The sequence below is a fragment of the Lysobacter sp. F60174L2 genome (assembly GCF_052547135.1).
The window spans coordinates 257,156-284,017 of record NZ_JBQWRA010000003.1 but is presented as its reverse complement, the minus strand read 5'-3'; the positions used below and the strand labels follow the sequence as shown (position 1 = coordinate 284,017).

The 26,862-nt window shown below is 68.0% G+C and carries 18 protein-coding genes and 1 tRNA gene; 9 read left to right on the top strand and 10 right to left on the bottom strand.

Annotated elements, in window-relative coordinates; translation table 11 throughout:
• Positions 1–86: 86 nt before the first annotated feature.
• Entirely contained in the window at positions 87–2,588 is a 2,502-nt protein-coding gene (gene rnr / locus ACT9AS_RS10315) for a ribonuclease R (RefSeq protein WP_445100050.1), read from the bottom strand.
• Positions 2,589–2,722: 134 nt separating this feature from the next.
• Positions 2,723–2,809, bottom strand: a tRNA-Leu gene (locus ACT9AS_RS10310).
• Positions 2,810–2,994: 185 nt separating this feature from the next.
• Here ACT9AS_RS10310 and rnk point away from each other — a divergent pair.
• The 3 genes from rnk (at position 2,995) to ACT9AS_RS10295 (ending at position 6,564) form a co-directional block, all read left to right on the top strand.
• On the top strand, positions 2,995–3,411 hold the full coding sequence (gene rnk, locus ACT9AS_RS10305; RefSeq protein WP_445100049.1) for a nucleoside diphosphate kinase regulator: 417 nt from the start codon (positions 2,995–2,997) through the stop codon (positions 3,409–3,411).
• Between the two features lie 64 nt (positions 3,412–3,475).
• Positions 3,476–5,719, top strand: a complete 2,244-nt coding sequence (gene parC / locus ACT9AS_RS10300; protein ID WP_445100048.1) for a DNA topoisomerase IV subunit A — start codon at positions 3,476–3,478, stop codon at positions 5,717–5,719.
• Between the two features lie 170 nt (positions 5,720–5,889).
• Complete coding sequence (locus ACT9AS_RS10295) at positions 5,890–6,564, top strand: thiopurine S-methyltransferase (protein ID WP_445100047.1); 675 nt, start codon at positions 5,890–5,892, stop codon at positions 6,562–6,564.
• Here the strand turns inward: ACT9AS_RS10295 and asnB are convergent.
• On the bottom strand, positions 6,553–8,247 hold the full coding sequence (asnB, locus tag ACT9AS_RS10290; RefSeq protein WP_445100046.1) for an asparagine synthase B: 1,695 nt from the start codon (positions 8,245–8,247) through the stop codon (positions 6,553–6,555). The genes ACT9AS_RS10295 and asnB overlap by 12 nt on opposite strands.
• 272 nt (positions 8,248–8,519) lie before the next feature.
• Here asnB and ACT9AS_RS10285 point away from each other — a divergent pair, with 272 nt between their 5' ends.
• Positions 8,520–10,763 carry a M20/M25/M40 family metallo-hydrolase gene (locus ACT9AS_RS10285; RefSeq protein ID WP_445100045.1) on the top strand — a complete coding sequence of 748 codons (2,244 nt, stop codon included), beginning with the start codon at positions 8,520–8,522 and terminating at the stop codon, positions 10,761–10,763.
• On the opposite strand, the gene dapE is transcribed toward ACT9AS_RS10285, so the two are convergent.
• From dapE to map, 6 genes are all read right to left on the bottom strand, one after another.
• Positions 10,760–11,890 carry a succinyl-diaminopimelate desuccinylase gene (dapE, locus tag ACT9AS_RS10280; RefSeq protein WP_445100044.1) on the bottom strand — a complete coding sequence of 377 codons (1,131 nt, stop codon included), beginning with the start codon at positions 11,888–11,890 and terminating at the stop codon, positions 10,760–10,762. The two genes, ACT9AS_RS10285 and dapE, sit on opposite strands and share 4 nt — an antisense overlap.
• A 58-nt stretch (positions 11,891–11,948) precedes the next feature.
• The gene (locus ACT9AS_RS10275; RefSeq protein WP_445100043.1) at positions 11,949–12,305 is read right to left on the bottom strand and encodes a Spx/MgsR family RNA polymerase-binding regulatory protein; all 357 of its coding nucleotides are present in this window, start codon (positions 12,303–12,305) and stop codon (positions 11,949–11,951) included.
• An 84-nt stretch (positions 12,306–12,389) separates the two neighbouring features.
• The gene (locus tag ACT9AS_RS10270; protein ID WP_445100042.1) at positions 12,390–14,279 is read right to left on the bottom strand and encodes a CocE/NonD family hydrolase; all 1,890 of its coding nucleotides are present in this window, start codon (positions 14,277–14,279) and stop codon (positions 12,390–12,392) included.
• A gap of 92 nt (positions 14,280–14,371) precedes the next feature.
• Positions 14,372–15,280 (bottom strand): 2,3,4,5-tetrahydropyridine-2,6-dicarboxylate N-succinyltransferase, encoded by a 909-nt coding sequence (gene dapD, locus ACT9AS_RS10265; RefSeq protein ID WP_445100041.1) that lies wholly within the window; start codon positions 15,278–15,280, stop codon positions 14,372–14,374.
• The gene (gene glnD, locus ACT9AS_RS10260; RefSeq protein WP_445100040.1) at positions 15,277–17,928 is read right to left on the bottom strand and encodes a [protein-PII] uridylyltransferase; all 2,652 of its coding nucleotides are present in this window, start codon (positions 17,926–17,928) and stop codon (positions 15,277–15,279) included. Before glnD ends, dapD begins: the two co-directional genes overlap by 4 nt.
• Positions 17,925–18,701, bottom strand: coding sequence for a type I methionyl aminopeptidase (gene map / locus ACT9AS_RS10255; protein ID WP_445100039.1), 777 nt, complete (start codon positions 18,699–18,701; stop codon positions 17,925–17,927). Before map ends, glnD begins: the two co-directional genes overlap by 4 nt.
• Positions 18,702–19,049: 348 nt before the next feature.
• On the opposite strand from map, the gene rpsB reads away from it, so the two are divergent.
• Complete coding sequence (gene rpsB / locus ACT9AS_RS10250; protein ID WP_445100038.1) at positions 19,050–19,895, top strand: 30S ribosomal protein S2; 846 nt, start codon at positions 19,050–19,052, stop codon at positions 19,893–19,895.
• Between the two features lie 155 nt (positions 19,896–20,050).
• On the top strand, positions 20,051–20,920 hold the full coding sequence (gene tsf, locus ACT9AS_RS10245; RefSeq protein WP_445100037.1) for a translation elongation factor Ts: 870 nt from the start codon (positions 20,051–20,053) through the stop codon (positions 20,918–20,920).
• A 152-nt stretch (positions 20,921–21,072) separates the two neighbouring features.
• Here the strand turns inward: tsf and ACT9AS_RS10240 are convergent, their stop codons facing one another.
• Complete coding sequence (locus ACT9AS_RS10240) at positions 21,073–24,123, bottom strand: TonB-dependent receptor domain-containing protein (protein WP_445100036.1); 3,051 nt, start codon at positions 24,121–24,123, stop codon at positions 21,073–21,075.
• Positions 24,124–24,453: 330 nt separating this feature from the next.
• Between ACT9AS_RS10240 and pyrH the strand changes: the two genes are divergently transcribed.
• The 3 genes from pyrH (at position 24,454) to frr (ending at position 26,840) form a co-directional block, all read left to right on the top strand.
• Entirely contained in the window at positions 24,454–25,176 is a 723-nt protein-coding gene (gene pyrH, locus ACT9AS_RS10235) for a UMP kinase (RefSeq protein WP_445100035.1), read from the top strand.
• Positions 25,177–25,312: 136 nt separating this feature from the next.
• A complete protein-coding gene (locus ACT9AS_RS10230; RefSeq protein WP_445100034.1) occupies positions 25,313–26,218 on the top strand; it encodes a cation diffusion facilitator family transporter in 906 nt (301 codons plus the stop codon).
• Positions 26,219–26,282: 64 nt separating this feature from the next.
• Complete coding sequence (frr, locus tag ACT9AS_RS10225; protein ID WP_445100033.1) at positions 26,283–26,840, top strand: ribosome recycling factor; 558 nt, start codon at positions 26,283–26,285, stop codon at positions 26,838–26,840.
• Positions 26,841–26,862: the final 22 nt, after the last annotated feature.

Sequence of the window (26,862 nt, the reverse complement as noted above, 5' to 3'; positions counted from 1 at the left end):
GAGCGACGTAAGTCGCGATTGCACGGCGAATCCGGATGGCGAGGAAATCGCGACTTACGTCGCTCCTACATGGGTAACGGGACGCCCTAGTACTTCTGTTTCTTCCGCTTCGCCGGCTGCCCGCGCTGCTGCATCGGCCGGTCGCCGCCCTCACCACCACCTTGTCCAACCAGCTTGAAGTCGATCTTGCGGTCCTCGACGCTGGCCTTCATCACGATGATGCTGACCCGGTCGCCGAGGCGGAATTCGCGGTCGGTGCGTTGGCCGGTCAGGGTCTTGCGGATCGGGTCGAAGTGGTAGAAGTCGTTGGGCAGCTGGGTGACGTGGATCAGGCCGTTGACCTTGGATTCGTCGAGCTCGACAAACAGGCCGAAGCTGGTCACGCCGCTGATCACGCCATCGAACTCGCTGCCGACGTGCTTCTCCATCCATGCCGCGCGATAGCGCTCGTCGACCTCGCGCGAGGCCTCGTCGGCACGGCGCGCGCGTTCCGAACTCTGCAGCGACAGCTGCGCCATCGCGCTCGGCGAATAGCGGAACTTCTCCGGCTTCGCGCCACTCAGCGCATGCTTGATCGCCCGATGCACCAGCAGGTCCGGATAGCGCCGGATCGGCGAGGTGAAGTGCGCGTACGCCTCCAGCGCGAGGCCGAAGTGGCCGACGTTCTCCGGCTGGTACACGGCCAGGCTCTGGCTGCGCAGCAGCACCGATTCGATCAGGGTCGCGTCGGCGCGCTCGCGGATGGTCTTGAGCAGCTGGGTGAAGTCGCGCGGGTGGACCTTGCCCCACGGCGGCATCCGCAGCTTGAACTCCTTGAGGAACTCCAGCAGGTCGGCGTACTTCTGCTCCGGCGGGCGGTCGTGGATGCGGTACGGCGCCGGCACCTCGGCGTCGATCAGGAACTTCGCGGCCTCGACGTTGGCCGCGATCATGCATTCCTCGATCAGCTTGTGCGCGTCGTTGCGCTGGAGCATGCCGGCCTGGCTGACCTCGCCCTTGGCGTCGAGCACGAACCGCACCTCGCTGGACTCGAACTCGATCGCGCCGCGCTTGGCCCGCGCCTTCGCCAGCACCTGGTACAGCTGGTGCAGGCGCTGCACCTGCGGCAACAGCGAGCCGATCCGGCCCAGCGCGTCCTCGCGGTCTTCCGGCAACGCGGCCTCGTCGATCGCGTTCCAGACCTGGGTGTAGGTCAGGCGCGCATGCGAGTGCATGGTCGCCTCGTAGAACTTCGAGCCGGTGACCTCGCCCTTGCGGTCGATCTGCATGTCGCAGACGAAGCACAGCCGGTCGACCTTCGGCTTCAGCGAGCAGATGCCGTTGGACAGGGTCTCCGGCAGCATCGGCACGACGAAACCGGGGAAGTACACCGAGGTCGCGCGCTTTTGCGCCTCGTCGTCGAGCGGGGTGCCGGGACGCACGTAATGCGAGACGTCGGCGATCGCCACCACCAGCCGGAAGCCGTCGCGGTTGGGTTCGCACCAGACCGCGTCGTCGAAGTCCTTGGCGTCCTCGCCGTCGATCGTGACCAGCGGCAGGTCGCGGATGTCGACGCGCTCGCGGACGGTGGCGTCCTCGACTTCCAGCGGTACCGCGGCGGCCTGGTCGAGCACTTCCTGCGGGAACTCGTGCGGGATGTCGTGGCCGTGGATCGCCGCCTGCACCGCCAGCGAGGCGGTCAGGCGCTCGCCGAGCACGGTCAGCACCTTGCCCATCGGCGGGCGGCGCGCATCCGGGGCACGGGTCAGTTCGCAGACCACCAGTTGCCCGGCCTGTGCCTCGCCACGGGCTTCCGGCGGAATCAGGATGTTGCGCTGGATCCGGCTGTCGTCGGGCTCGACGTAGCTGACCCCGTCCTCGAGGATGAAACGGCCGATCAGGCGGCTGAGCCGGCGCTCCAGCACCTCGACGATCGCGCCCTCCTGGCGGCCGCGGCGGTCGGTGCCGGTGACGCTGGCCAGCACGCGGTCGCCGTGCATCGCCTTGCGCATCTCGTACGGCGGCAGGAACAGGTCGTCGCCACCCGCATCCGGGCGCAGGAAGCCGAAGCCGTCCGGGTTGGCGATCACGCTGCCGGCGACCAGGTCGACCTGCTCGGCCGGCACGTAGCCGCCCTTGCGGTTCTGCAGCAGCTGGCCGTCACGGACCATCGCGCGCAACCGCGCGGTCAGCGCCTCGAAGCGTTCCGGCGCGGTCAGGGCGAGCTTTTCCGCCAGCTGTTCGGCCTCCATCGGGCCATCGGCGGCGGACAGCAGCTGCAGGATCATTTCGCGGCTGGCGATCGGCTGCTCGTAGCGGGCGGCCTCGCGCTCGGCGTAGGGGTCCTGGAAACCGCCCTTGCCACGTACCGGCTCGCCGTGCAGCGGCGCCAGCGGCGGCTTGCGGGTGCCGCGCGGCGGCGGGGTCGGCAGCCAGCCGGGCTGCTTGCCGGACGGTTTGCCCTTGCCGGGTCCTTTGCCGGTCCCCTTGCCTGACCCACTGCCGCGCGCGGCGGCCGACTTGGCGCCGGCCTTGCCCGACTTGCTGGAGGAGCCGGCCTTGCCGGACGACTTGCGGGCGCTGCCGCGCTTGCTGGGGGGCTTGTTCATCGCGGCGATGGTACACCCGCGCCGTCAACGACCCGTGGCGGGAGAGCCGGTCCGGCCATGCGTCGCGGCCAACAAAAAACCCCGCCGAAGCGGGGTTTCCTGTGTGTCCGACCTGGTAGTTGTCGGACGATATTTGGTGCCCAGGAGAGGACTCGAACCTCCACGGAGTTGCCCCCGCTAGCACCTGAAGCTAGTGCGTCTACCAATTCCGCCACCTGGGCAAACCGCGCAGCGAGCTGTGCGGGCCGCGTATGTTGCGATGCGGCGTGGTGGTTGTCAACACGTCGATGCGGATTTTTCACCGCCTTGCCGCGGGACCGCTGCGACACTACCGTCTGGAGTAGACTTGCCGTATCCCGCGGGCGGCGCATCGATGCGTCGCCCGTCTCGCTTTGGAGCCAACCGCATGACCGCTTCGACCACGCCCACCCTGCTCCTGTCCCGCCTGGATTGCGACCGCATCGAGGCCTTGCTGGAGGACCCGCGCAACGCCGATATCGACACTTCCGCCCTGGAAGCGGAGCTGGCGCGGGCGCAGGTCGTCGAGCCGGGCAAGATGCCGGCCGACGTGATCACGATGAATTCGACCGCGCGTTTCCTTGACGAGGCCAGCGGCGGCGAGCGCGAGATGACCCTGGTCTACCCGTCCGGCGCCGACGGCAGCAACGACAAGGTCTCGATCCTCGCCCCGGTCGGCAGCGCCCTGCTCGGCCTGCGCGTCGGCGACACCATCGAATGGCCGGTGCCCAGCGGCCGTACGATCCGGCTGCGGGTGCTGTCGATCCGCTACCAGCCCGAGTCGGCCGGCGACCTGCATCGCTGAGCCGCGATGGCGGCACCGCCGCACCCTATCTGGTTACATCGCTCCCACTGGTGACCGCTGATCGATGACTGACAACGTACGTCCGGCCTTCCACGGCTTCGAACAGATCCCGCTGCGCGAATACGCCGAGCGCGCCTACCTCGACTACTCGATGTACGTGGTGCTCGACCGCGCCCTGCCGTTCCTCGGCGACGGCCTCAAGCCGGTGCAGCGCCGGATCATCTACGCGATGAGCGAGCTCGGCCTCAACGCCGCGTCGAAGCCGAAGAAGTCCGCGCGCACCATCGGCGACGTCATCGGCAAGTTCCACCCGCACGGCGACAGCGCCTGCTACGAGGCGATGGTGCTGATGGCGCAGCCGTTCTCGTACCGCTACCCGCTGGTCGAGGGCCAGGGCAACTTCGGCTCCAGCGACGACCCCAAGTCGTTCGCGGCGATGCGCTACACCGAGTCCAAGCTGACCCCGATCGCCGAGGTGCTGCTGGGCGAGCTCGCCCACGGCACGGTCGACTGGGACCCGAATTTCGACGGCACCCTCGAGGAGCCCTCGTGGATGCCGGCGCGGCTGCCGCACCTGCTGCTCAACGGCACCACCGGCATCGCGGTCGGCATGGCCACCGACGTGCCGCCGCACAACCTCAACGAGGTCGTCAGCGCCTGCCTGCGCCTGCTCGACGACCCCGACGCGACCACCCGCGACCTGTGCGAGCACGTGCTCGGCCCGGACTACCCGACCACCGCCGAGATCATCACCCCGCGCGCCGACCTGCTGGCGATGTACGAAACCGGCCACGGCAGCGTTCGTGCGCGCGCCACCTGGGAAAAGGACGGTGCCAACATCGTCGTCACCGCGCTGCCGCACCAGGCCTCGCCGGGCAAGGTCATCGAGCAGATCGCGACCCAGATGCGGGCCAAGAAGCTGCCGTGGCTGGAGGACATCCGCGACGAGTCCGACCACAGCAATCCCACCCGCATCGTGCTGATTCCGCGCAGCAACCGGGTCGACACCGAGCAGTTGATGGGCCACCTGTTCGCGACCACCGACCTTGAGAAGAGCTTCCGGGTCAACTTCAACGTGATCGGGCTGGACGGGCGCCCGCAGGTCAAGAACCTCAAGGCGTTCCTGACCGAGTGGCTGGCGTTCCGCACCACCACCGTGACCCGCCGCCTGACCCACCGGCTGGAGAAGGTCGAGCGCCGCCTGCACCTGTTGGAAGGCCTGCTGGTCGCCTTCCTCAACCTCGACGAGGTGATCCGCATCATCCGCAGCGAGGACGAGCCCAAGCCCGTCCTGATGAAGCGCTTCAAGCTCAGCGAGGAGCAGACCGACTACATCCTCGAGACCAAGCTGCGGCAACTCGCGCGGCTCGAGGAAATGAAGATCCGCGGCGAGCAGGCCGAACTGGCCGCCGAGCGCGACAAGCTGATCGCCACCCTCGGCAGCAAGGCCAAGCTCAAGAAGCTGATCAAGGACGAGTTGCAGGCCGACGCCAAGAAGTTCGGCGACGCCCGCCGCTCGCCGCTGGTCGCCCGTGGCGCCGCGCAGGCGCTGTCGGAAACCGACCTGGCCCCGAGCGAGCCGATGACCGTGGTGGTCAGCGCCAAGGGCTGGGTGCGCGCGGCCAAGGGCCATGACATCGACGCCGCCGCGCTGAACTATCGCGAGGGCGACGAGTTGCTGGCGTCGGCGAAGGCGCGCAGCAACCAGCAGGTCGCGTTCCTCGATTCGACCGGGCGCAGCTACTCGACGATCGTCCACAGCCTGCCGTCGGCGCGCGGCAACGGCGAGCCGCTGACCGGACGGTTCTCGCCGGCTCCGGGCGCGTCGTTCCAGGCGGTCGCCAGCGGCGATAACGACAGCCGCTTCGTGCTGGCGTCGAGCCACGGCTACGGCTACGTCACCCGCTTCGAGAACCTCACCAGCCGCAACAAGGCCGGCAAGGCGATGCTGTCGCTGACCCCGAACGCCACGGTGGTGCAACCGGCGCCGGTGGCCGACGTCGACACCGACCGCGTGGTGGTGGCCACCACCGCCGGCCACCTGCTGGCGTTCCCGGTTTCCGAATTGCCGGAGCTCGACAAGGGCAAGGGCAACAAGCTGATCGACATCCCCAAGGCCAAGCTCGGCACCGAGCGCGTGGTCGCGGTCGCCGTGGTGCCGCCGGGCGGCACGCTGTCGGTGAAGTCCGGCGCCCGCACGATGACGCTGTCGTGGAAGGACCTGGACGGTTACATCGGCGCGCGGGCGACGCGGGGTGGGTTGCTGCCGCGGGGCTGGCAGAAGGTCGAAGGGCTGTATGTCGAATAACAAGCACGTTGCGTCGCGCGCGGCGGCGCGTTGGACCCTTTCGCAAGCCGGTTGCGTCCCGGCGCGGCAGAAGGTCGAAGGACTTTCAGTCGAGCAATGACAGCGATGATCCGCTCCCTTCTCCCGCTGGCGGGAGAAGGTGCCCGAAGGGCGGATGAGGGCACGCCCTGATGGACCCCGACTACTGGCACGCACGCTGGCGTGACGGCCGCACCGGCTTCAACCAGCCCGACGGCAATCCGCTGCTGCAACGCCACTGGGCGACGCTCGACCTGCCCGCCGGCAGCCAGGTGTTCGTGCCACTGGCCGGCAAGTCACCCGACCTGCTCTGGCTGGCCGCGCGCGGCCACCGTGTGCTGGCGGTGGAACTGTCGCCGCTGGCGATCGAGCAGTTCTTCGCCGAGGCCGGCATCGAGCCGACCGTGACCCGCTCGCGCTACGGCACCCACCATCGCGCCGGCGCGATCGAACTGATCTGCGGCGACGTCTTCGATCTCGACCACGAAGCCCTGTCCGGTTGCACCGCGTTCTACGACCGCGCCGCGTTGATTGCACTGCCGGCCTCGCTGCGGCAGCGCTACGCCGACGAGGTCTACGCCGCCCTGCCCCCGCGCTGCCGCGGCCTGCTGGTGTCGCTGGAATACCCGCCGGCCGAACTCGACGGCCCACCGTTCGCGATCGATGAAGCGCAGGTGCGAGCGCTCTACCAGCGCGACTGGTCGATCGAGGTACTCGAGCGGCAGAACATCCTTGCAAACCAGCCTGCGTTCCAGGCGCAGGGCCTTACCTCGATGCACAACATCGCCTACGTCCTGCAGCGGCACGAGGCGAAATCACCCCAGTGACGCCTGGTGCACCCCCGCCACCGCCCTGCCCGACGGATCGGCGGCGTCGGCGAACGCGGCATCCCAGGCGATCGCCGCGGGCGACGAGCAGGCGATCGACTTGCCACCCGGCACGGTCTGCGCGCAGGCCTCGCCGGGAAACTGCCGTTCGAAGATGGTGCGGTAGAAATACGCTTCCCGGCTCTGCGGCGGGTTGACCGGGAAGCGGCTAGCCGCGGCGGCGAATTCGCGGTCGCTGACATGGGCTTCGGCGTGCGCCTTGAGTCCATCGATCCAGCCATAGCCGACGCCATCGCTGAACTGCTCCTTCTGCCGCCAGAGGATCCCTTCGGGCAAGTAGCCGTCGAATGCTTCGCGCAGCACCGCCTTCTCGATGCGCAGGCTGCCGTCGGCCCGTTGCCCGACCATCTTGGCGCTGGCATCCATGCGCATCGCCACGTCCAGGAACTCGACGTCGAGGAACGGCACCCGCGGCTCCACGCCCCAGGCCATCATCGACTTGTTGGCGCGCAGGCAGTCGTAGTTGTGCAGGGCGTCGAGCTTGCGCACCAGCTCGTCGTGGAACTCGCGAGCATTCGGCGCCTTGTGGAAGTACAGGTAGCCGCCGAAGATCTCGTCGCTGCCCTCGCCCGACAGCACCATCTTGACGCCCATCGCCTTGATCCGCCGCGCCAGCAGGTACATCGGGGTGGAGGCGCGGATGGTGGTGACGTCATAGGTCTCGATATGGCGGATGACCTCCGGAAGCGCGTCCAGTCCTTCCTCGATGGTGTAGGTGAAACCATGGTGGACGGTGCCGAGTGCCTCGGCGGCGATTTCGGCCGCGGCCAGGTCCGGCGAGCCTTCCAGCCCGATCGCAAACGAATGCAGGCGAGGCCACCACGCTTCGGCCTGGTCGTCCTCCTCGATGCGGCGCCGGGCGAACCGCGCCGCACATGCAGCCACCAGCGAGGAATCCAGTCCGCCCGACAGCAGCACGCCATAGGGGACGTCGCTCATCATCTGGCGGTGCACGGCACGCTCGAACGCCTCGCGCAGCTCGTTCGGCGCGACCCGCACGCCGACGGTGGCATCGTGATCGCGCCACGCACGCTCGTAATAGCGATGCAGCCGGCCGGTGGCGCTGTCATACCAGTAGCCGGGCGGGAACTGGGCGACATCGCTGCAGGTGCCGACCAGCGCCTTCATCTCCGATGCGACCCACAGCCGGCCGCTGCCGTCATGGCCCCAGTACAGCGGACAGACGCCGATCGGATCGCGGGCGATCAGGTACCGGCCGCGGGCGCGATCCCACAGGGCGAACGCGAAGATGCCGTTGAGCCGGTCGAGCCAGTCGCCGATGTCCTCGTCCTGCGCGTACAGGGCGTTGATCACCTCGCAGTCGGAACCGGTCTGGAAAGCGTACGGCTGCGCCAGCGCGTCCTGCAGTTCGCGATGGTTGTAGATCTCGCCGTTGACGGCGAGCACGAGCTGCCCGTCGGCCGAGCGGATCGGCTGTGCGCCGCCGGCCGGGTCGACGATTGCCAGCCGCTCGTGGACGAGGATCGCGCCATCGTCGGCATGCACGCCGCTCCAGTCCGGACCGCGATGACGCTGCCGTTGCGAGAGCTCCAGTGCCTGCCGCCGCAACTGGACAAGGTCATCGCCCGGGGCGAGGCCGAAGATTCCGAGGATCGAGCACATGGTCGGGTTTCCTGGTGGATGAAGGGAACGTCGGAAAACAAAAAGGCCCGCACTTCGCAGTGCAGGCCCTGGTGGACGATGAGCGTTGTCGCGCGCGCTAATCGCCGGCCTGCGGGAGGCTGGCGTTGTTATTGCTGCGGTTGTTGGCGACGAGACGCATGGCGATTCCGGTTCTGGGAGGTACCCGCCGTATGATCCCGGCTGGGCTGGAGGGACCCCCGATGTCGACACTTTCCACCGATGACCGCCGGGGCGCAAGCCTCCGGACAACAATGGCCGCGGTTTTGCTGTTGGCGACCTGCCTGGCGGCCTGGCTCGGGATCCACGGCAGTCGCGCGCCGCCCGCTGCTGGCCCCGACGCCCCGGCCGAGGCGTTCTCCGCCTCCCGGGCGATGGGCGTGCTGGAGCGGATCCTTGGCGACCAGCGCCCACACCCTACCGGCAGCGCCACCAACGCCGCGGTGCGCGACGCGATCGTCACCGAACTGCAGGCGCTCGATCTGGACCCGCAGGTGCAGCGGCGCTTCGCCTGCGGCGGCTTCACCTGCGCGACGGTCGACAACATCGTCGCCCGGGTGCCCGGTACCTCGCCCGACGACGCGGTACTGCTGTCGGCCCACTACGACTCGGTCACCGCCGGGCCGGGCGCATCGGACGACGGCGCCGGCGTGGCGGCAATCATCGAAGTGGCGCGGGCGCTACGGGCGGGTCCACCGCCCGCGCGCGACGTGTGGCTGTTGCTCAACGACGGCGAGGAACTGGGCCTCATCGGCGCGGAAGCATTCGCGCGCGAGCCGGAGTTCAAGCGCATCGCGCGGGTGGTCAACCTGGAGGCTCGCGGCACCACCGGCGCCAGCCTGCTGATCGAGACCCAGGCCGGCAACGCCGCGTTGTCCCGGTTGCTGCGCCGGTCGCTGGTAGCGCCGGCCGGCTCTTCACTGGAATACGAGATCTACCGCACGCTGCCCAACGACACCGACTTCACCGTTTACCGGCGCGAAGGCCTGGCCGGTGCCAACTTCGCCTGGGCGCGGGCGCCGGCGCGGTACCACACGCCGCTCGACGACATCGCCCACCTCGATCCCGGCTCGCTGCAGCACCACGGCGACCATGCACTCTCGCTGGCACGCGCGTTCGCCGCCGCCGAACCGCCGGTGGCGAGTGACGAGGACGCGGTGTTCTTCAGCCTGCCCGGCGGCGTGATGGCCGGCTGGCCGGTGGCGTGGAACCCGGCGCTGCTGTTGATCGCGCTGGCGGCTTGGCTGGCCCTGGGATGGCGGCTGGTGCGCAACCAGTCCACGCGGGCGATCGCGTTGCCCGCAGCGGGTGCGATGGTCGTCGCCGGCCTCGTCGTGCTGGTGGTCGCAGGCGTGCTGGGTCACCTTTTGCTGCGGGCACTCGGGGCGATGCCGGCCACCTGGACCGCGCAGGCTGGCGCGATGGTGGCGTTCTTCGCGCTGCTGGCGGGCGGGTTGCTCGTGCCCTGCGGCTGGGTGGTCCGCCGGTTCTCTGGCGAGGCGGCGCTGGCGTGGGCGACGCTGCTGCCGTTCGCGCTGGTCGCGGTCGCGACGGTCCTGTGGATGCCAGGTGGCGCCCACGTGGCGTTGCTGCCGCTGCTGGTCGGCGTGGTGGCCGGGCACGTCTCGCCGCGCCGACCGGTGTTGTGGGCTGGCCTGGCCGCGGTGCCGGCTGCACTGTTGTGGGCGCCTTATGCCGAAGGTGCCTACGACGCCATCGGGCACGAGGGACTGGTCGCGGTACCGGTGGTCACTGGTCTGATAATGCTGCCGCTGCTGCCCACGATGCTGTCGGTGCGCCCCGGCATGGTGTTCGCGACCGCGGGCAGCTGGGTGGTGGCTCTGGCCTGCGCGCTGCTGGCCCTGGTGCGGCCCGCGTTCGATGCCGACGTGCCGCGCCCGGTCAACCTGGTGCTGGTCGCGGGTCCGGAGAGGTCACGGGTATTCGCGCAGTCGCGCGCGATGTTGCCGGGCGGCTTCTTCCACGACACGGGATTCGCTCGAGAATCCAGCCCGATGCAACCCTGGGGCGGATGGGGTCTCGCCGGACCACCCGGTCCCGCGTTGCCGGCGCCGACAGTCACGATCGAAAGTCACACGGTGACTGGTGATCGCCAGCACCTGCAGGTGCGGCTGCGCTCGCCGCGCGGCGCCCTCGAAGGTGGGCTGATGCTGCCGGGCACGGTCGACCTCGCCTCGGTGCGCGTCAACGGTCAGCCGCTGGCGCCGTCACGCTGGCATGCCGGCAGTGAGCCGTGGCGGCGGGTCTCGGTGGTCGGGCTTGCCGCGGAGGGTGCGTTGATCGCGTTCGAACTTCCGGTCGGCGCGACGCAGTTCCATGCCTTCGACCGTTCGCATGGCCTGCCGGAACAGTTGACCGGCGTCACGGCCGCGCGCGACGGAATCGGTGTGCCGATCGGTTCCGGGGATGTGTCGATTGCATGGGCCACGGTGCCATTTCCGCAAACCACGGGCGCCGGCGCCACACGCGGCGACTAGCGCACCAGCAGTCTTTCGATCAGCGCAAGGTACAGGTCCGGCAACGCTTCCAGGTCGGCGACGCTGACGTGCTCGTCGACCTGGTGGATGCTGGCGTTGACCGGCCCGACCTCGATGCACTGCGCACCCAAGGGGGCGATGAAACGTGCATCGGACGTGCCGCCACCGGTGCTCTCTTCCGGCATCGCGCCGGCAAAGGACGCCAGCACCTCGCGCGCGGCAGAACGCAACGGTCCTTCCGGCGTGTGGAACGGTTCGCCGCTGCGGTGCCAGCGCAGGTCGAACTCCAGGCCATGCCGTTTCAGCAGCGCTTCGCACTCGACTTCGAGCCGGGCGGCGTCCCAATGCGGGTTGTAGCGCAGGTTGAACAGCACCTGCAGGTCGCCGGGGATGACATTGCTGGCGCCCGTGCCCGCGCCGATGTTGCTGATCTGCAGGCTGGTTGGCGGGAAGCTCTCGTAACCCTCGTCCCAGCGTCGCGCCGTGAGTTCGGCCAGTGCCGGCAGCGCCTGGTGGACCGGGTTGCGCGCCTTGTCCGGGTAGGCGACGTGGCCCTGCACGCCACGCACGGTGAGCGTGCCCGTCAGCGAACCGCGGCGGCCGACGCGCAGCAGGTCGCCGAGCATCCGGGTCGACGACGGCTCGCCGGTGATGCACCAGTCGATCCGCTGGCCACGTTCGCCGAACACCTTCGCCACGCGCCGCACGCCGTCGATCGCGTCGCCCTCCTCGTCCGAGGTCAGCAACAGCGCCACGGTGCCGGGATGGTCCGGGTGCGCGGCGACGAAGCGTTCCAGCGCGACCACGAACGCGGCGACGCTGCCCTTCATGTCCGCCGCGCCACGTCCGTACAACACGCCGTCGCGGACTTCCGGGGCGAACGGATCGCTGCTCCAGGTTTCCACCGGGCCGGTCGGCACCACGTCGGTGTGGCCGAGCAGCACCAGCACCGGGCCGCCATCGCCGTGCGTGGCCCAGAGGTTGTCGACCTCGCCGAAGCGCAGGTGTTCGCAGGTGAAACCGGCACGATGCAGACGCCCGGCGAGCAGGGCTTGGCAGCCGGCGTCATCGGGGGTGACCGAGGGGCGCGCGATCAGCTCGCGCGCGAGATCGAGGATTTCGCTCATGCGCCCATCGTAGCTGCAGGACGGCCCGGGGCCGCGTCGTTATGCCCGGGAGGACAACTCAGACGCCGAAGCGCTTCTTGAAGCCGTTGTCGCTGAACCCCTGCGTCATGACGCCGTCACCGGTAACCACCACCGGGCGCCGGACCAGTTGCGGGTACTCGCGCAGCAGCAGCTTCCACTCGGCGTCCGACGCCGAGGCCTTGCGGTTGTCGGGCAGTTGCCGCCACGTGGTGGACGACTTGTTGATCAGCGACTCGAAGCTGCCGGCCTGCCGCGCCCATTCGACCAGGGCCTCCGGCGACGGCTTGTTGTCGCGGTAGTCGACGAACTCGTGCGCCACCCCGAACCGGTCCAGCCACTTGATCGCCTTGCGGCAGGTGTCGCAGTTCTTCAGCCCGTACAGCGTGGTGGTCATGCCCGCTCCCATCGTTGGCGATGCGCGCATGATGCCGAAAACCCGCGCATGCGGCGACCGCGCGCCCGCCGCATGCGCGATGCGTCAGCGCCTGACGACCGGCAGCTCGATGTAGCTGGCCGCGTCCGCCGAATGGTGCACGGCGTTGTCGGCCACCACCATCTCGCTTTCGGTTTCGTTGGCGCCGCCGGTGTTGAGGTTGCGGGCAAACTTGGGGAAGTTCGAGCTGGTCACCTCGACCCGGATGCGATGGCCCTTGTCGAAGCGGATCGACGTCGTGATCGGCGTGGGCTCCAGCGTGTACACCTGCCCCGGCTGCATCGGTTCGGGGTGCGTGTAGCCGTCGCGGTAGCGCGCGCGCAGGATGGTGTCGCCGATGATCCAGGCGGTGCCGTCGGGCGCGACGTCGACCAGTTTGACCGCGAAATCCGTGTCGCGCGCGCTCGACGACACCTTGAGCACCGCGTCGACGAAACCGCTCACCTCCATCGCTTCCTCCAACGGTTCGCTGGTGTAGACCAGCACGTCGTGGCGGGCCTCGATCTGGCGCTGGTCGAACGCGCCGGCCGTCACCAGGCCGCCGTTGCAGCAGTCGCCGCCGCCGATGGTCTGGACCGGGTTGGCCGGGTCGTAGCGATAGCGGTCCTCGGGTTCGTCAGCGGTTGGTGCCTCGAACGACAGCACGCCGTCGCCGTACATCGAGTTGGCATTGCCGCCCGAGTGCAGGTACATCCGCACCGGCTCGGCGGCCTTCGGCGGCCACTGGCTGTCGGACTGCCAGCGGTTGGCGCCCATGGTGAAGTAGCGCACGTGCGGCGTGCTGGACGCGAACGCGGCCGGCTTGTCCTTGAGCCAGCGGTCGAAGAAGGCCCAGACCTGCTCGTCGACCGGGAAGCTCGCGTCGCCCATTTCGCGGTTGCCGACCTTGTAGTCCTCGCCGAGCTTGGAGAACTGGCAATGGGGGTTCGGGCCGACCACCACGTACTGGTTGGCGCTGGCCTCGCGGTCGGAGTTCACCGTGCGCGCGTGGTTGAACAGCGCCATGTTGGGACCGATCGACACGTCGTACCAGCTGTTGAACCACAGCGCGGGCACGCCCCAACCCATCGAGTCGTCATACAGGCCGCCGGTCTTCCATGCCGGGTCGCCGGGGCCGCGCGCGATCAGTTCCTCAAACGTGCCTGCCGGCTCGTCCAGCGACGACAGCAGTTCGGCGTACGGCAGGTGGCGGATGTGTTCCTGCCAGTCGACCTCCGGCTTCTCCGCCTGCAGGTCGTTGTACTGCGCGACGCGGGCGCGCATCTCGCCGGTGAGGCCCTGCGGCAGTTGCGCGCGCATCGGATTGTCGACGCCGTACATCCACACCGCGAACAGCGTGCGCGGCACGCCGCCGGTATAGAAGTTGCCCTGCTCCCAGAACGGCCCGACCTTGCCGATGCCCGCGCCGGACGCCATCGGCACCATCGCCGCATGCGCCGGGTGGTCCATGCCCGCCAGCGCCAGCTGCCATTCGGCCGACGACGAGCAGCCCAGCGTGCCGACCTTGCCGTTCGACCAGGGCTGGTCCGCGATCCAGCTGAGCGCGTCGTAGCCGTCGGTCTGCGGATAGCCGAGGATCTCGTAATCGCCCTGGCTGAAATAGCGGCCGCGCTCGTTCTGCACGATGAACGCGTAGCCGCGGCGCACCGCCTCGATCGCGTAGCGCGCCGTGCCACCGCGCACCTTGTGCTCGTTGTACGGCGTCTTCCACAGCACCGTCGGCAACTTGCCGGTCGCGCCCTTGGGCCGCCAGATGTTGGTCGACAGGCCGATGCCGTCGCGCATCGGCACCAGCACGGCGGTCTCGGAATCGGCGATGGCCGCCAGCTCCTTGCGCAACCCCTCGTCGCTGTAGCGCGTCAGGTCCTGCGCGGACGCCGTGGACGCGACCACCAGTGCGGCCATCAGCAGCACGGTGACAAATGGTTTCTTCATGGATCGACTCCTCCCCGGGCGATCCGTCCTGTGTCGCACGCGGGGGCGCCGCGCGACTCCTGCCGGAAGTCACGCCGCGCCGGACATCGTCCTCAGTCCGCCAGTCCGCGCAGCAGATCGTTGATCGACGTCTTGGCCCGCGTCTTCGCGTCGACCTGCTTGACGATCACCGCGCAGTACAGCGAATGCGTGCCGTCCTTCGAAGGCAACTGGCCCGACACCACCACGCTGTACGGCGGTACCGAGCCGTAGCTGACCTCGCCGGTCGCGCGGTTGTAGATGCGGGTGCTCTGGCCGAGGAACACGCCCATGCCGATCACGCTGTGGTGGCCGACCACGAAGCCCTCCACCACCTCCGAGCGCGCACCGATGAAACAGTGGTCCTCGATGATCGTCGGGGTCGCCTGCAGCGGCTCCAGCACGCCGCCGATGCCGGCGCCGCCGGACAGGTGGCAATGCTTGCCGATCTGCGCGCAGGAGCCGACCGTGGCCCAGGTATCGACCATGGTGCCGGCGCCGACATGCGCGCCGATGTTGACGAAGCTCGGCATCAGCACCACGTCCTTGCCGACGTGGGCGCCGCGGCGGACGATCGCGCCCGGCACCACACGGACGCCGAGCTTGCGGAACGCGGCCTCGTCGAACTCGCCGAAACGCGCCGGGATCTTGTCCCAGAACGGCGCCGGGTACGACTCGATCACTTCCATGTCCTGGGTGCGGAAGTACAGCAGCACCGCCTTCTTGAGCCACTCGTTGACCTGCCAGCCGCCCTTGCCGTCGGGCTCGGCGACGCGGAACTCGCCGTTCTCGATGCCTTCGATCACGCGCTCCACCACGGGCCGGGTCGAGCCTTCCATCTCCTCCGGCGTCAGCGTGGTACGGCGTTCGAACGCGCTTTCGATCATGAAGCGCAGTTCGTCGACACCTGGATCGGCGGGTTCGCGGCGGGTCGCCGGCTTCTTCCGGGCCGCCTTCTTCGCGGGCTTGCTGGGGGGACTCATCGGGCTTCTCCTTCAAGGCAGGCAAGCAGCGCGGCGGACAGCGCCTGCTGCCGTGTTTCGTCGAGTGGCTGGTCGTCGCCATCGGCATCGGCGGCGGTGATCTGGAAGACGTCCTCGGCGCGCTCGCCGAAGGTTGCGATACGCGCGTCGTGCACCCGCATCGACTGGGTGCGCAGCGCCTCGGCGACGTCGGCGAGCAGGCCGGGACGATCGGTGCAGACCAGGCTGAGCGTCGTGCGGGCGCCGTCGGTCGCGTCGAAACCGATCTTCGGCGGGATGCGGAAATGCCGCAGGTGCCGCGGCAGGGTGCGACGTGCGGGGCGGATCCGGTCGAGTGGCCCGGCCAGCGCCTGCGCCAGCTTGCGTTCGACATCTTCCGCGATCGATGCGGAGCGACCTTCGGCCGGGATCACCTCGAAGGTGTCGAAAATGCTGTCGTGCGGGCCGTCCAGCACCCGCGCGTGCTGGATCGCCAGGCCGCAGCGGTCGAGCGTGGCCACGATCGCGGCGAACAGGCCGTCGGCGTCCGGCGAATGCACGAACACTTCCAGCGCCCCGGCGTGCGCGGCGACCGGGCGCACCCGCACGCGGGTCTCGCCCACCGCCACGCCGCGCAGCGACGCGGCCTGCCAGGCAAGCTGGTCCGGGCGGCCACGCTGGAAGCCGGCGTCCGGCATGCGTGCGAACAATGCGGCGACCTCGGAATCGCCGATACCCAGCGCGGCCAGCATCGCCTGCACGGCCGCGCGGGTTTCGGCCGCACGTTCGACCGCGGCCAACGGGTTTTCCAGCCCGCGCCGCAGCGCCAGCCGCGTGGCGGTGTAGAGGTCGGCCATCAGCCGGTCCTTCCACGCGTTCCAGAGCTTGGGCGAGGTACCGGCGATGTCGGCGCAGGTCAGCAGGTACAGATGGTCGAGGCGCTCGCGGTCGCCAACCGCGGTGGCGAAACGGTGGATCACCCCCGGATCGGCAATGTCCTGCTTCTGCGCGGTCATCGACATCAGCAGGTGATGGCGCACCAGCCATTCGACCAGCGCGGTGTCGGTCTCGCCCAGGCCGAGCGTGCCGCAGAATTCGCGGGCATCGTCGGCACCGAGTTCGGAATGGTCACCGCCGCGGCCCTTGGCGATGTCGTGGAACAGGCCGGCCAGCAACAGCAACTCGGGCTTGCGCAGTCGCGGCCAGATTTCGTGGGTCAGCGCGAATCGCTCGTCGCGCTCGCTCGAGGCGAATGCGGAGAGATTCTTGAGCACCGCCAGCGTGTGCTGGTCGACCGTGTAGACATGGAACAGGTCGAACTGCATGCGTCCGGACACTTTCTGGAACGCCGGGATCCAGCGCCCCAGCACGCCCAGCCGCGCCATCCGGGTCAGGCTGCGCACCGGCTGCACGCCGCGCAGCAAGCCCAGGAACTGTTGCCGCAGCGCGTCGTCGGCGCTGGCGTAGTCGGGGAAGTCGGGCAGCGCCTCGGCCAGTGCGCGGGCGGTATGCGAATGCAGGCCGCGCAGTTCGCCGCGCAGCGCCCAGGTCCGGAACAGCGCCAGCACCTCGTCGGGCGTGTGCGGCCAGTCGGGGTCGCGTGCGGCGAGGTACCCGCGGCGCAGCTCGAACAGTTCGTCCAGCGGCTCGGGTTCGGCCTCGCCCTGCAGTTGCTCCTCGAAGCGCTGCAGCAGCCGTTCCCCGATCCGCAGCACCAGCGATGCGCTGCGGTAGAAGCCCTGCATCATCTGCTCGACCGCCAACGTGCCGCCGACGTCCTCGAAACCCAGTCGCGTGGCCAGCAGTTTCTGGTAGTCGAAGCGCAACCGTTCTTCACGTCGGCCCGCGACCAGGTGCAGGCCGTAACGCAGCCGTGCCAGCGCGCGGCGTTCGCGTTCGATGGTCGCGACCTCGTCGGCGCCGAGCTGGCCGAACGCGACCAGCGACTCCATGTCGGCGGTACCGATGATCCGCAGCGCCATCCAGTGCAGGGTCTGCACGTCGCGCAGGCCGCCGGGGCCTTCCTTGAGGTTGGGCTCGAGGTTGTCGGCGGTGTCGCCATAGCGCGCGTGGCGCTCCAGCAGTTCCTCGCGCTTGGCGTCGAAGAACTCCTGCGGCGCCCACGCCAGCCGCGGCGAGGCGGCGCCCTGCAACTCGCGGCGCTCGTGCTCGTTGGCGGCCAGCGGGCGCGCTTCGAGCAACGCGGTCAGCACGGTGATGTCCTCGATCGACGCCTCCGTGCACTGCTCCAGCGAGCGCACCGCATGCCCGACCGGGACGCCGGAATCCCAGAGCACCGCGAAGAAGCGGGCCAGCGCATCGGAGTTCGCTTCCGACGCAGCCGGCTCGGCCATCACCAGCAGGTCGACGTCCGATTGCGGGAACAGTTCACCGCGTCCATAGCCGCCGACCGCGAACAGCGCCAGCTCGGCCTCGGGAGGGATGCAGCGCTGCCACGCCGACTGCACCAGCACGTCGACGGCGGCGGCGCGCTCGGCCAGCAGGCGATCGATGTCGGCGTCGGCGTCGAAACGCGCGGCAAAGCCCGCGTCGGCGCGGGCCAGCTCGTCGCGTGCGCGTGCCGCCCAGGCGGCGTCTTCGTGGCCGGGATGCCGGCCGATGCCGTCCGGTCCCGCCGGCGCACTATCGGCAGGAACGGACGGACTCATAGATCGTTGTCGTCACCCGGCGTCCGGGTGAGGATCTCCACGCCGTCGTCCGTCACCAGCACCGTGTGTTCCCACTGGGCGGAAAGCTTGCGGTCCTTGGTGACCACGGTCCAGCCGTCCGGCAGGACCTTGGTGTGGCGCCCACCCTCGTTGATCATCGGCTCGATGGTGAAGGTCATGCCCGGCTTGAGCACCACGCCCTGCCCCGGCTTGCCGTAGTGCAGCACCTGCGGCTCGTCGTGGTAGACCTTGCCGATGCCGTGGCCGCAGTACTCGCGCACCACCGAGAAGCGCTCGGATTCGGCATAGGCCTGGATCGCCGCACCGACATCGCCCAGCGTGGCCCCCGGCTTGACCGCGCGGATGCCGCGGAACATGGCCTCGCGGGTCACGTCGACCAGCCGTTTGGCCATCACCGACGGGGTGCCGACGATATACATGCGGCTGGTATCGCCGTGCCAGCCGTCCTTGATCACGGTAACGTCGATATTGACGATGTCGCCGTCCTTCAGGACCTTGGCCTCGCTGGGGATGCCGTGGCAGATGACGTTGTTGACCGAGGTGCAGACGGTCTTGGGGAAGCCCTTGTAGCCGACGTTGGCCGGGACCGCGCCCTGCACGTTGACGATATGGTCGTGGCAGATGCGGTCCAGTTCCTCGGTGGTCACGCCCGGCTTCACGTGCGGGGCGACGACCTGCAGCACCTCGGCGGCCAAGCGGCCGGCGACGCGCATCTTCTCGATGTCTTCGGGTGTTTTCAGGGTAATTGCCATCCAGCCATTATCGCTTATCAGGGCGGATGGCGGGGACGGCGGCGAGGGCGCTGGCCGTCAGGGCAACCCCGGCCTTGCCTGGCATGTCCCGGGCCCGTACAATTGCCCGGCTGTGCTGGCCCTGTGTCCGCACTCCGCCCACGCCGGGCGTCACCGGCGAATACACACCTGCCGCCACAATCCGTGCCGGGGTGTCCCAGGCAGTCCGGAGCCAGTCTCCAGTACCGCCAGGGATTCGGTCACGGAAGCAGCAGGGAGGCCCAACCCCGGAATCCATCGCCATGGCCCGCGCCGTGGCAGCCGCCCCACCCTACCCGGCGGCCGGGTTCCACTATCGGAGTTACAGCAATGCCCCAGATCACCATGCGCCAGATGCTGGAAGCCGGCGTCCACTTCGGCCACCAGACCCGTTACTGGAACCCGAAGATGGGCCCGTACATCTTCGGCGCCCGCGGCAAGATCCACATCATCAACCTCGAGAAGACCGTTCCGCTGTTCAACGACGCGATGAACTTCATCTCGGGCATCGCCCAGAAGCGCGGCATGATCCTGTTCCTCGGCACCAAGCGCAACGCGCGCGAGTCGATCAGGGAAGAGGCCGAGCGTTGCGGCATGCCGTACATGACCCAGCGCTGGCTGGGCGGCACCCTGACCAACTTCGCCACGGTGAAGAAGTCGGTCGGCCGCCTGAAGGAGCTGGAAGCGGCCGAGACCGACGGCACCTTCGAGAAGCTGGTCAAGCACGAAGTGCTGGGCCTGCGCCGCGAGCGCGACAAGAAGATGGCCTCGCTCGGCGGCATCAAGGAAATGAACCGCCTGCCCGACGCGCTGTTCGTGATCGATATCGGCCACGAGGACATCGCGATCAAGGAAGCCAAGAAGCTCGGCATCCCGGTCGTGGCCGTGGTCGACACCAACTACGACCCGGCGCTGGTCGACTACCCGATCCCGGGCAACGACGACGCCATCCGCGCCGTGCAGCTGTACGCCCGTGCCGCCGCCGACGCCGTGCTGGAAGGCAAGGCCGCTGCGCCGTCCGCCGCCAGCGTCCGCGAGGAAGACTTCGCCGAGGGTGGCAACGACAAGGCCCCGCGCCGCGCGCCGGCCAAGAAGGCAGCCGCGAAGAAGGACGAGGCGAAGGCTGACGAAGCCAAGCCGGCCGACGCCGCCGCCGAAACCCCGGCTGCCGAGTAAGACCGCTGTCATGCGGCCGCGCCAAGCTGCGCGGCCGCATCCACTTTATTTGTAGGAGCGACGTAAGTCGCGACCCGCCCGCCCCGACCTCCGTGCGGCCTCCGGTCGCGACTTACGTCGCTCCTACAACATCACGAACATAGAGGTACCAACCCATGGCAGAGATCACCGCCTCCCAGGTCAAGGAACTGCGCGAGCGCACCGGCGCCGGCATGATGGAGTGCAAGAAGGCACTCGTCGAAAACAACGGCGACGTTGAAGCCGCCGCCGAATGGCTGCGCAAGCAGGGCCTGGCCAAGGCCGACAAGAAGGCCAGCCGCGTCGCCGCCGAAGGGCGCGTCGTCACCGCCCAGGCCGACGGCAAGGCCGCAATCGTCGAGATCAACTCCGAGACCGACTTCGTCGCCAAGGACGAGAACTTCATCGCCTTCACCGACACCGTTGGCCAAGCCGCGATCGAGGCTGCCGACGTCGAGGCATTGAAGGCCACCAAGCTGGCTTCGGGCGAAACCGTCGAAGAGGCCCGCGCGGTGCTGATCGCCAAGGTCGGCGAGAATGTGCAGGTCCGCCGCATGGCCCGCATCGACAGCGCCAACACCTTGGGCGCCTACGTCCACGGCGGCCGCATCGGCGTGCTGATCGAGATCAAGGGCGGCAATGCCGACCTCGCCCGTGGCCTGGCGATGCACGTCGCCGCAATGAACCCGCCGTACATCTCGCCGGCCCACGTCCCGGCCGACTTCGTCGCCAAGGAAAAGGAAATCGCCCTGGCCCAAGTCAAGGACACCGGCAAGCCGCCGGAAATCCTGGAGAAGATGATCTCCGGCAAGGTCGCCAAGACCGTCAACGAGCTGTGCCTGACCGGCCAGCCGTACGTGCTGGACACCAACCAGTCGGTCGAGCAGGCCCTGAAGGCCGGCGGCGCCGAGGTTGTCAGCTTCGTCCGCCTCGCCGTCGGCGAGGGCATTGAGAAGCAGGCTGATGATTTCCACGCCGAAGTGATGAAGCAGGCGGGTCTGGCGTAAGTCCAAACGCCCGCACGAAAAAAGCCGCGGAGCGATCCGCGGCTTTTTTTTGCCTGCCGACTGGAACGGTCCAGCACTGGCGTCCAAAAGAAAACGGCCGCCCCGAGGGGCGGCCGCAAGGTGTAGCAGAGAGAGATCTATGCGTCTTGTACTTACCAGTCGAAACCGACCGCCAGACGAATGGTGCGCTCGTTCTGGAAGGACGTGCCGATTCCATACATCGGGTCCGGCGTGTTCGAGAAGTCCAGCTCGCCGACTTCATACACCTCGGTCGCGGTCTGGTCACCAAGCACGTTGGTGGCGTCGACCTTGAACCACAACTTCTGTTCGGCCCACAGCGGACGGTACTCGACACCCAGGTCAAGCGACTTGACGGTCGGAGTCCGGCCAACCGAACCGCGCGGGACCATCTCGCCATTGCAGAAGAACGACTCGGTGCCGTACGCCTGTGCGAACTCGTCGGTCGGGTGGTTGCCGAAGCAGTTGATCGGGCGGCCCGACTGGACGAGCAGGTTGCCGCTCAGCAGGAACTCCGGATGGAACTGCCAGCCGCCCCACACCTTGAGGGTATGCGGACGATCGTTCGGCAGGCGACCGTAGCCACCGTCGAGCAGGCCCGGCTGGTCGAAGTTCGTGGTCAGGCCGGCATCATCCTGGCCGTTGTCCGAACGCACGAAGCCTTCGTTGTTGCCTTCGCTCTTGGAGTAGGTGTACGAACCCTGCAGGAACCACTTCTCGTCCCATGCGCGCTGGAAGAACACCTCCACGGCCCGGTACTCGCGTACGGAATCCGGATAGCCCAGTTGTTCGGGCGAGAGTTCGATCGGCTCGAGCACGCCATCGCCATCCAGGTCGACCTGGATGCTCATGGCGGCGCCGGGGTTGCCCAGCACGTAATAGTCGAAGCCGCAGGCGTACAGGTTGTCGGCGGTGTCACCCGTCGGGTTACCAGCGTCGTCGAAGTCGTCGCCGAAGCAATCCTGCGTGGTCGAGGTGGCCTGCAGGTTGTTGTCGATGATGTACTGGTTCAGTGCCGCATCGACCGCCATGTCCTCGATGGAGCTCCCGAGTTCACGGTAGATACCGCGGATACCGACCGACCACTTGGGCGCGAACTGCCACTCGTAACCGAGGATGAACTCGTCCTGGTACATCGCATCGATGTCCTGGTCGACCGACGAAACCGTCGGATGCACGGTACCGTCAGCCAGGGTACGCGGGCGAATCAGGTCGCCCAGGACCGGAGCGCCGTACTGGTCGACCGAGGTGCCATCCCACTCGTAAAGATCCTGCAGGTACAACTCGGCGCCGCCCAGGCGGACGTTCGTGTTGGCGGCCACCGGCAGGTGGTAACGACCGTAGTTGGCGAACACCTTGCTGGTGCCTGCGCCACCGACGTCCCACGCCAGGCCGATGCGCGGAGCCCACTGGTCCTTCACGGTGATGAAGCTGACCCCATCGGCGTTCTTGTTGTCGAACTGCTCGTTGCGGACGCCGAGTGTGATCAGCAGGTCTTCGGTCGGCTTCCACTGGTCTTCCAGGTAGAAGGCCTTGCCGCTGGTCTCGAACTCGCCGATGTTGCGGTAGGTGTCACGACGGACCTGCCACTCGGGAGCGCCGTCATCGCCGGTACCGACTTCACCGTCCGGACCCGGCGGAATGACTTCGTTCGCCAGGTAACGGTAGCCGGTCGGGCCCGGGATGGTCGCGGAGTTGACCGACTCGTTCTGCTCCTCGTCGTAGCCGAAGCGCAGGAAGTGGCTGCCGAGGAACACGTTACCCAGGTCCCACTCGGCATCGACACGGTAAGCCTGGCGCTGATCGGTACCGGTCACGTCGAGCGACTGCACCGCGCACCCCATCTGGCGGTTGACGCGTCCTTCCGCGAGCGGGTTGTAGGTGAACCAGATGCAATCGCCGCCGCTCGGCCCGGTGTTGTAGGGGCCGGACAAGGCGTACTCGCCCTTGCCGTACAGCGCCGAAAGGGTGAACGAGTCGGTCAGGTAACCGGTGTACTTGATGATGTGGTTCTCACCACCGGTTTCGGCGGCCGTAGCGGTCTCGCCGCTGTAGCCGATCAACTCGCCCGGCACCGGCTCCGGCTGCAGCAACTGACCCGGCGATACGGTTTCGCTGGTGTCCCGGAAGCCGGTGTACTCGAGACGGTGGTTGTCGGTGATGTAGGCATCGAGCTTCAGGCCGTAGAACGGGCTGTCGGTCGAGCTGTCACTCACCGCACCGGTGACGCTGGTGCTGCTGGTCTGGATGTCGCGGCCGCTGGCGATCGCGTAGAAGAACAGACGATCCTTGATGATCGGGCCGCTGGCGTAGATGTTGGACTCGAGGCGGTCCACGGTGTCGTACTGGTTGCTGTTGAACAGCGCGCCCTCGCCGTCGACGACATCCGGGTCGGCCTTGCGCCACTTGTCCGGGGTCCAGTACATGCTGCCGCCCCAGTGCCACTCGTTGCTGCCGCGCTTGGTGGTCGCGTTGACCACGCCGCCGGTGGAACGGCCGAACTCGGCGCCGTAGCCGCCGGTCTTGACCTGGTACTGGGCGTACATCTCGAACGGCACGTTGCTGAAGCCCAGGCCGTTGCGGAAGTTGGTGACGTTGAAGCCGTTGATGTAATAGGCGTTCTCACCGACGGTGGCGCCACCGAACGATGCGAGGTTGCCGAACGCGGAGTCACCCTGGGTGGTGCCCGGGGCGAGCAGCGCGACGGCGGTCACGTTGCGCGGTACCGGCAGGCGGTCGATGGTGTCCTCGGTGACGATGGTCGCCGACTCCACCGACGAGAAGTCGATCGGCGGGATGTAGCTGCCGGTGACCTGGACGCGGTCGAGCTCGACGGCATCGCCGCTCGGAGCGGCCGCGCCTGCGAAGTTGACCGAGGTACCGGTACCGACCGCGACGCCAACGTTGTTGCGTACGCTGGTGGTGCCGTCCGCGTTGCGCAGGGTAACGGTGTAGCGGCCTGACGGCAGGGAGCCAGCGCGGAAGCTGCCGTCGGAACCGACGGTGACCTCACGGCTGAAGCCGGTTGCCGGGTTGACCACCAGGACCGTGGCGCCAGGCTGTGCCTGACCGACGATGTTGCCGGTGGTATTCGATTGGGCGTGGACGCCCGATGCAAAGCAGAGACCGAGTGCAACGGTCAGTGCACTGCGGCGCAAGGCACGATTGATGGTCGGTGTGGACACGAGATGACTCCCCTAACGCGGTCGATGGAACCCAATTCGGGCTCGCCGACTATTACGTAGGTAACGCCTTTCTAACAAGCCGGTTAACAGGATATTTATGTTAATTTGTGACGTAAGTCACATTTTTTTCTGGACGTCGCGCGAAATACGTTGTTGTGCATTGCGTCAATTTGTGCCTGAAGCCTATTCAGCAAAGTCGACAACTTGCATTTCTTCGGCACCTGTGAGCAAAACCCAGGGGGGCGCGCCAACCATTGATTTCGCCGACAGCGCGCGGCGGAACGCCCGCATCCCGTACAATTCCGCCGTTTGCCCACAACCGAGGTCACCATGTCCCAACTCGCCCATCGCCGCGTCCTGTTGAAGTTGTCCGGCGAGGCGTTGATGGGTGCGGAGGACTACGGCATCGACCCGCTGGTGATCCACCGGCTGGCGCGCGAGGTGATCGAAGCCCAGAAGGCCGGCGCGGAGATCGCGCTGGTGATCGGCGGCGGCAACATCTTCCGCGGCGCGGGGCTGGCCGCCGGCGGAATGGACCGGGTGACCGGCGACCACATGGGCATGCTCGCCACGGTGATCAATGCGCTGGCGATGCAGGACGCGCTGGAGAAGCTCGGCGGCAAGGCCCGGGTCATGAGCGCGATCAAGATCAACGATGTCTGCGAGGACTACATCCGCCGTCGCGCCATCCGCCACCTGGAGAAGGGCCGGCTGGTGATCTTCGCGGCCGGCGTCGGCAGCCCGTTTTTCACCACCGATTCCGGTGCGGCGCTGCGCGCGGTCGAGATCGGCGCGGACCTGCTGCTGAAGGCGACCAAGGTCGACGGCGTATACGACAAGGACCCGAACAAGCATCCGGACGCGGTGCGCTACGACACGCTCAGCTATGACGAGGTCATCGCCCGCAACCTGCAGGTCATGGACACCGCGGCGTTCGCACTGGCGCGTGACAGCGACCTGCCGCTGCGGATCTTCGACATGAGCCAGCCGGGCGAGTTGCTGCGTATCTTGCGTGGCGAGAATATCGGTACGCTGGTGCAGGGCCGGAACTAGGAACGGCGAGCCAGATGGGACGCGACCGGCTGTTCTGCCGTTGCACGATTGGCTATCGCGACTTACGTCGCTCCTACAAGAACCCAACCCCGCGATCGTAATAGTGTCCTGCGCGACAGCGTGACACGATCGCGTCATGCACTCGCACAGCCACCCGCACGCCCATTCGCACGGCACCCGCGCATTCGCCACGGTGACCCTGGTCAACCTGGCCTACACCGCGCTCGAGGCCGGCTACGGCTTCGCCACCAATTCCCTCGTCCTGCTTTCGGACGCGCTGCACAACCTCGGCGACGTGCTGGGGTTGGCGCTGGCCTGGGGTGCGGCGGTGATGGCCCGTCGCGTGCCCACCGAGCGGCATACCTATGGATGGCGGCGTGCCACGCTGTTGTCGCCATTGGCCAACGCACTGCTGCTGGTCGCGTTCTCGGGTGCGCTGGGCTGGGAGGCGGTCCGTCGCTTCAACGCGCCGCCCGAGATCCCGGCCATGGCGGTGATGCTGGTCGCGGCGCTCGGCATCGTGGTCAACCTCGGCGCGGCGTGGCTGGTGCGCGACGGGCACGATCACGACCTCAACCGCCGCGGCGCGTTCCTGCACCTGGTTGCCGACGCCGCGGTCTCGCTGGCGGCGGTCATCGCCGGCGCCGGCATGTGGTGGCTGGGCTGGGCCTGGCTGGACCCAGTGACTTCCCTGCTGATTGGAGCGGTGGTGGCCGTTGGCGCGTTCGGGCTGCTGCGCGAGAGCTTCAATGCGGCGATGGATGCGGTGCCACGCACGATCGACCAGGCCGCGGTGCGCGCGTTCCTGCTGGCCCAGCCCGGCGTCCGCGCCGTGCACCACCTGCATATCTGGTCGCTCGGCGCCGGCGAGATCGCGATGACCGCGCACCTGGTGCGGCCGGACGATATGGACCACGACGGCTTCATCGACGCGTTGAACCACGCGCTCGACGACGAATTCGGCATCAACCACCCCACCCTGCAGATCGAGCATGGCGCGGCCTGCGAGCACGACCACCACGACCGCGCCCCGCACCACTGACCGGGGGCCGCGGCGGCTCGCTCCGCTATACTCCCGCGATTACCGCACGAGACCGGAGCCGGCGATGCTCAACGAGATCAAGAAAGACGCCCAGACGCGCATGGCCAAGAGCGTCGAGGCGCTTCGCCACGACCTGACCAAGGTCCGCACCGGTCGCGCCTCCACCGCGCTGGTCGACCACCTCAAGGTCAACTACTACGGTTCCGACATGCCGCTGACCCAGGTCGCCAGCGTCGCCGTCAACGATGCCCGCTCGCTGACCATCACCCCGTGGGAGAAGCAGATGGTCTCGGCGGTGGAGAAGGCGATCATCAATTCCGACCTCGGCCTGACCCCGAACACCGCCGGCACCGTGATCCGGATCAACCTGCCCGCGCTGACCGAGGAGCGCCGCAAGGAGCTGTCCAAGCACGTCCACGGCGAGGGCGAGAACGCCAAGATTGCGATCCGTAACATCCGCCGCGACGCCAACAGCCAGGTCAAGGAGCTCCTCAAGGAAAAGGAGATCACCGAGGACGACGCCAGCCGCAGCGAGGCCGACATCCAGAAGCTGACCGACGAGGGCATCAAGAACGTCGACGAGGTGGTCAAGGCCAAGGAACAGGAACTGATGGCGGTTTGACGAGTCTGAGGACGGTCCCGTC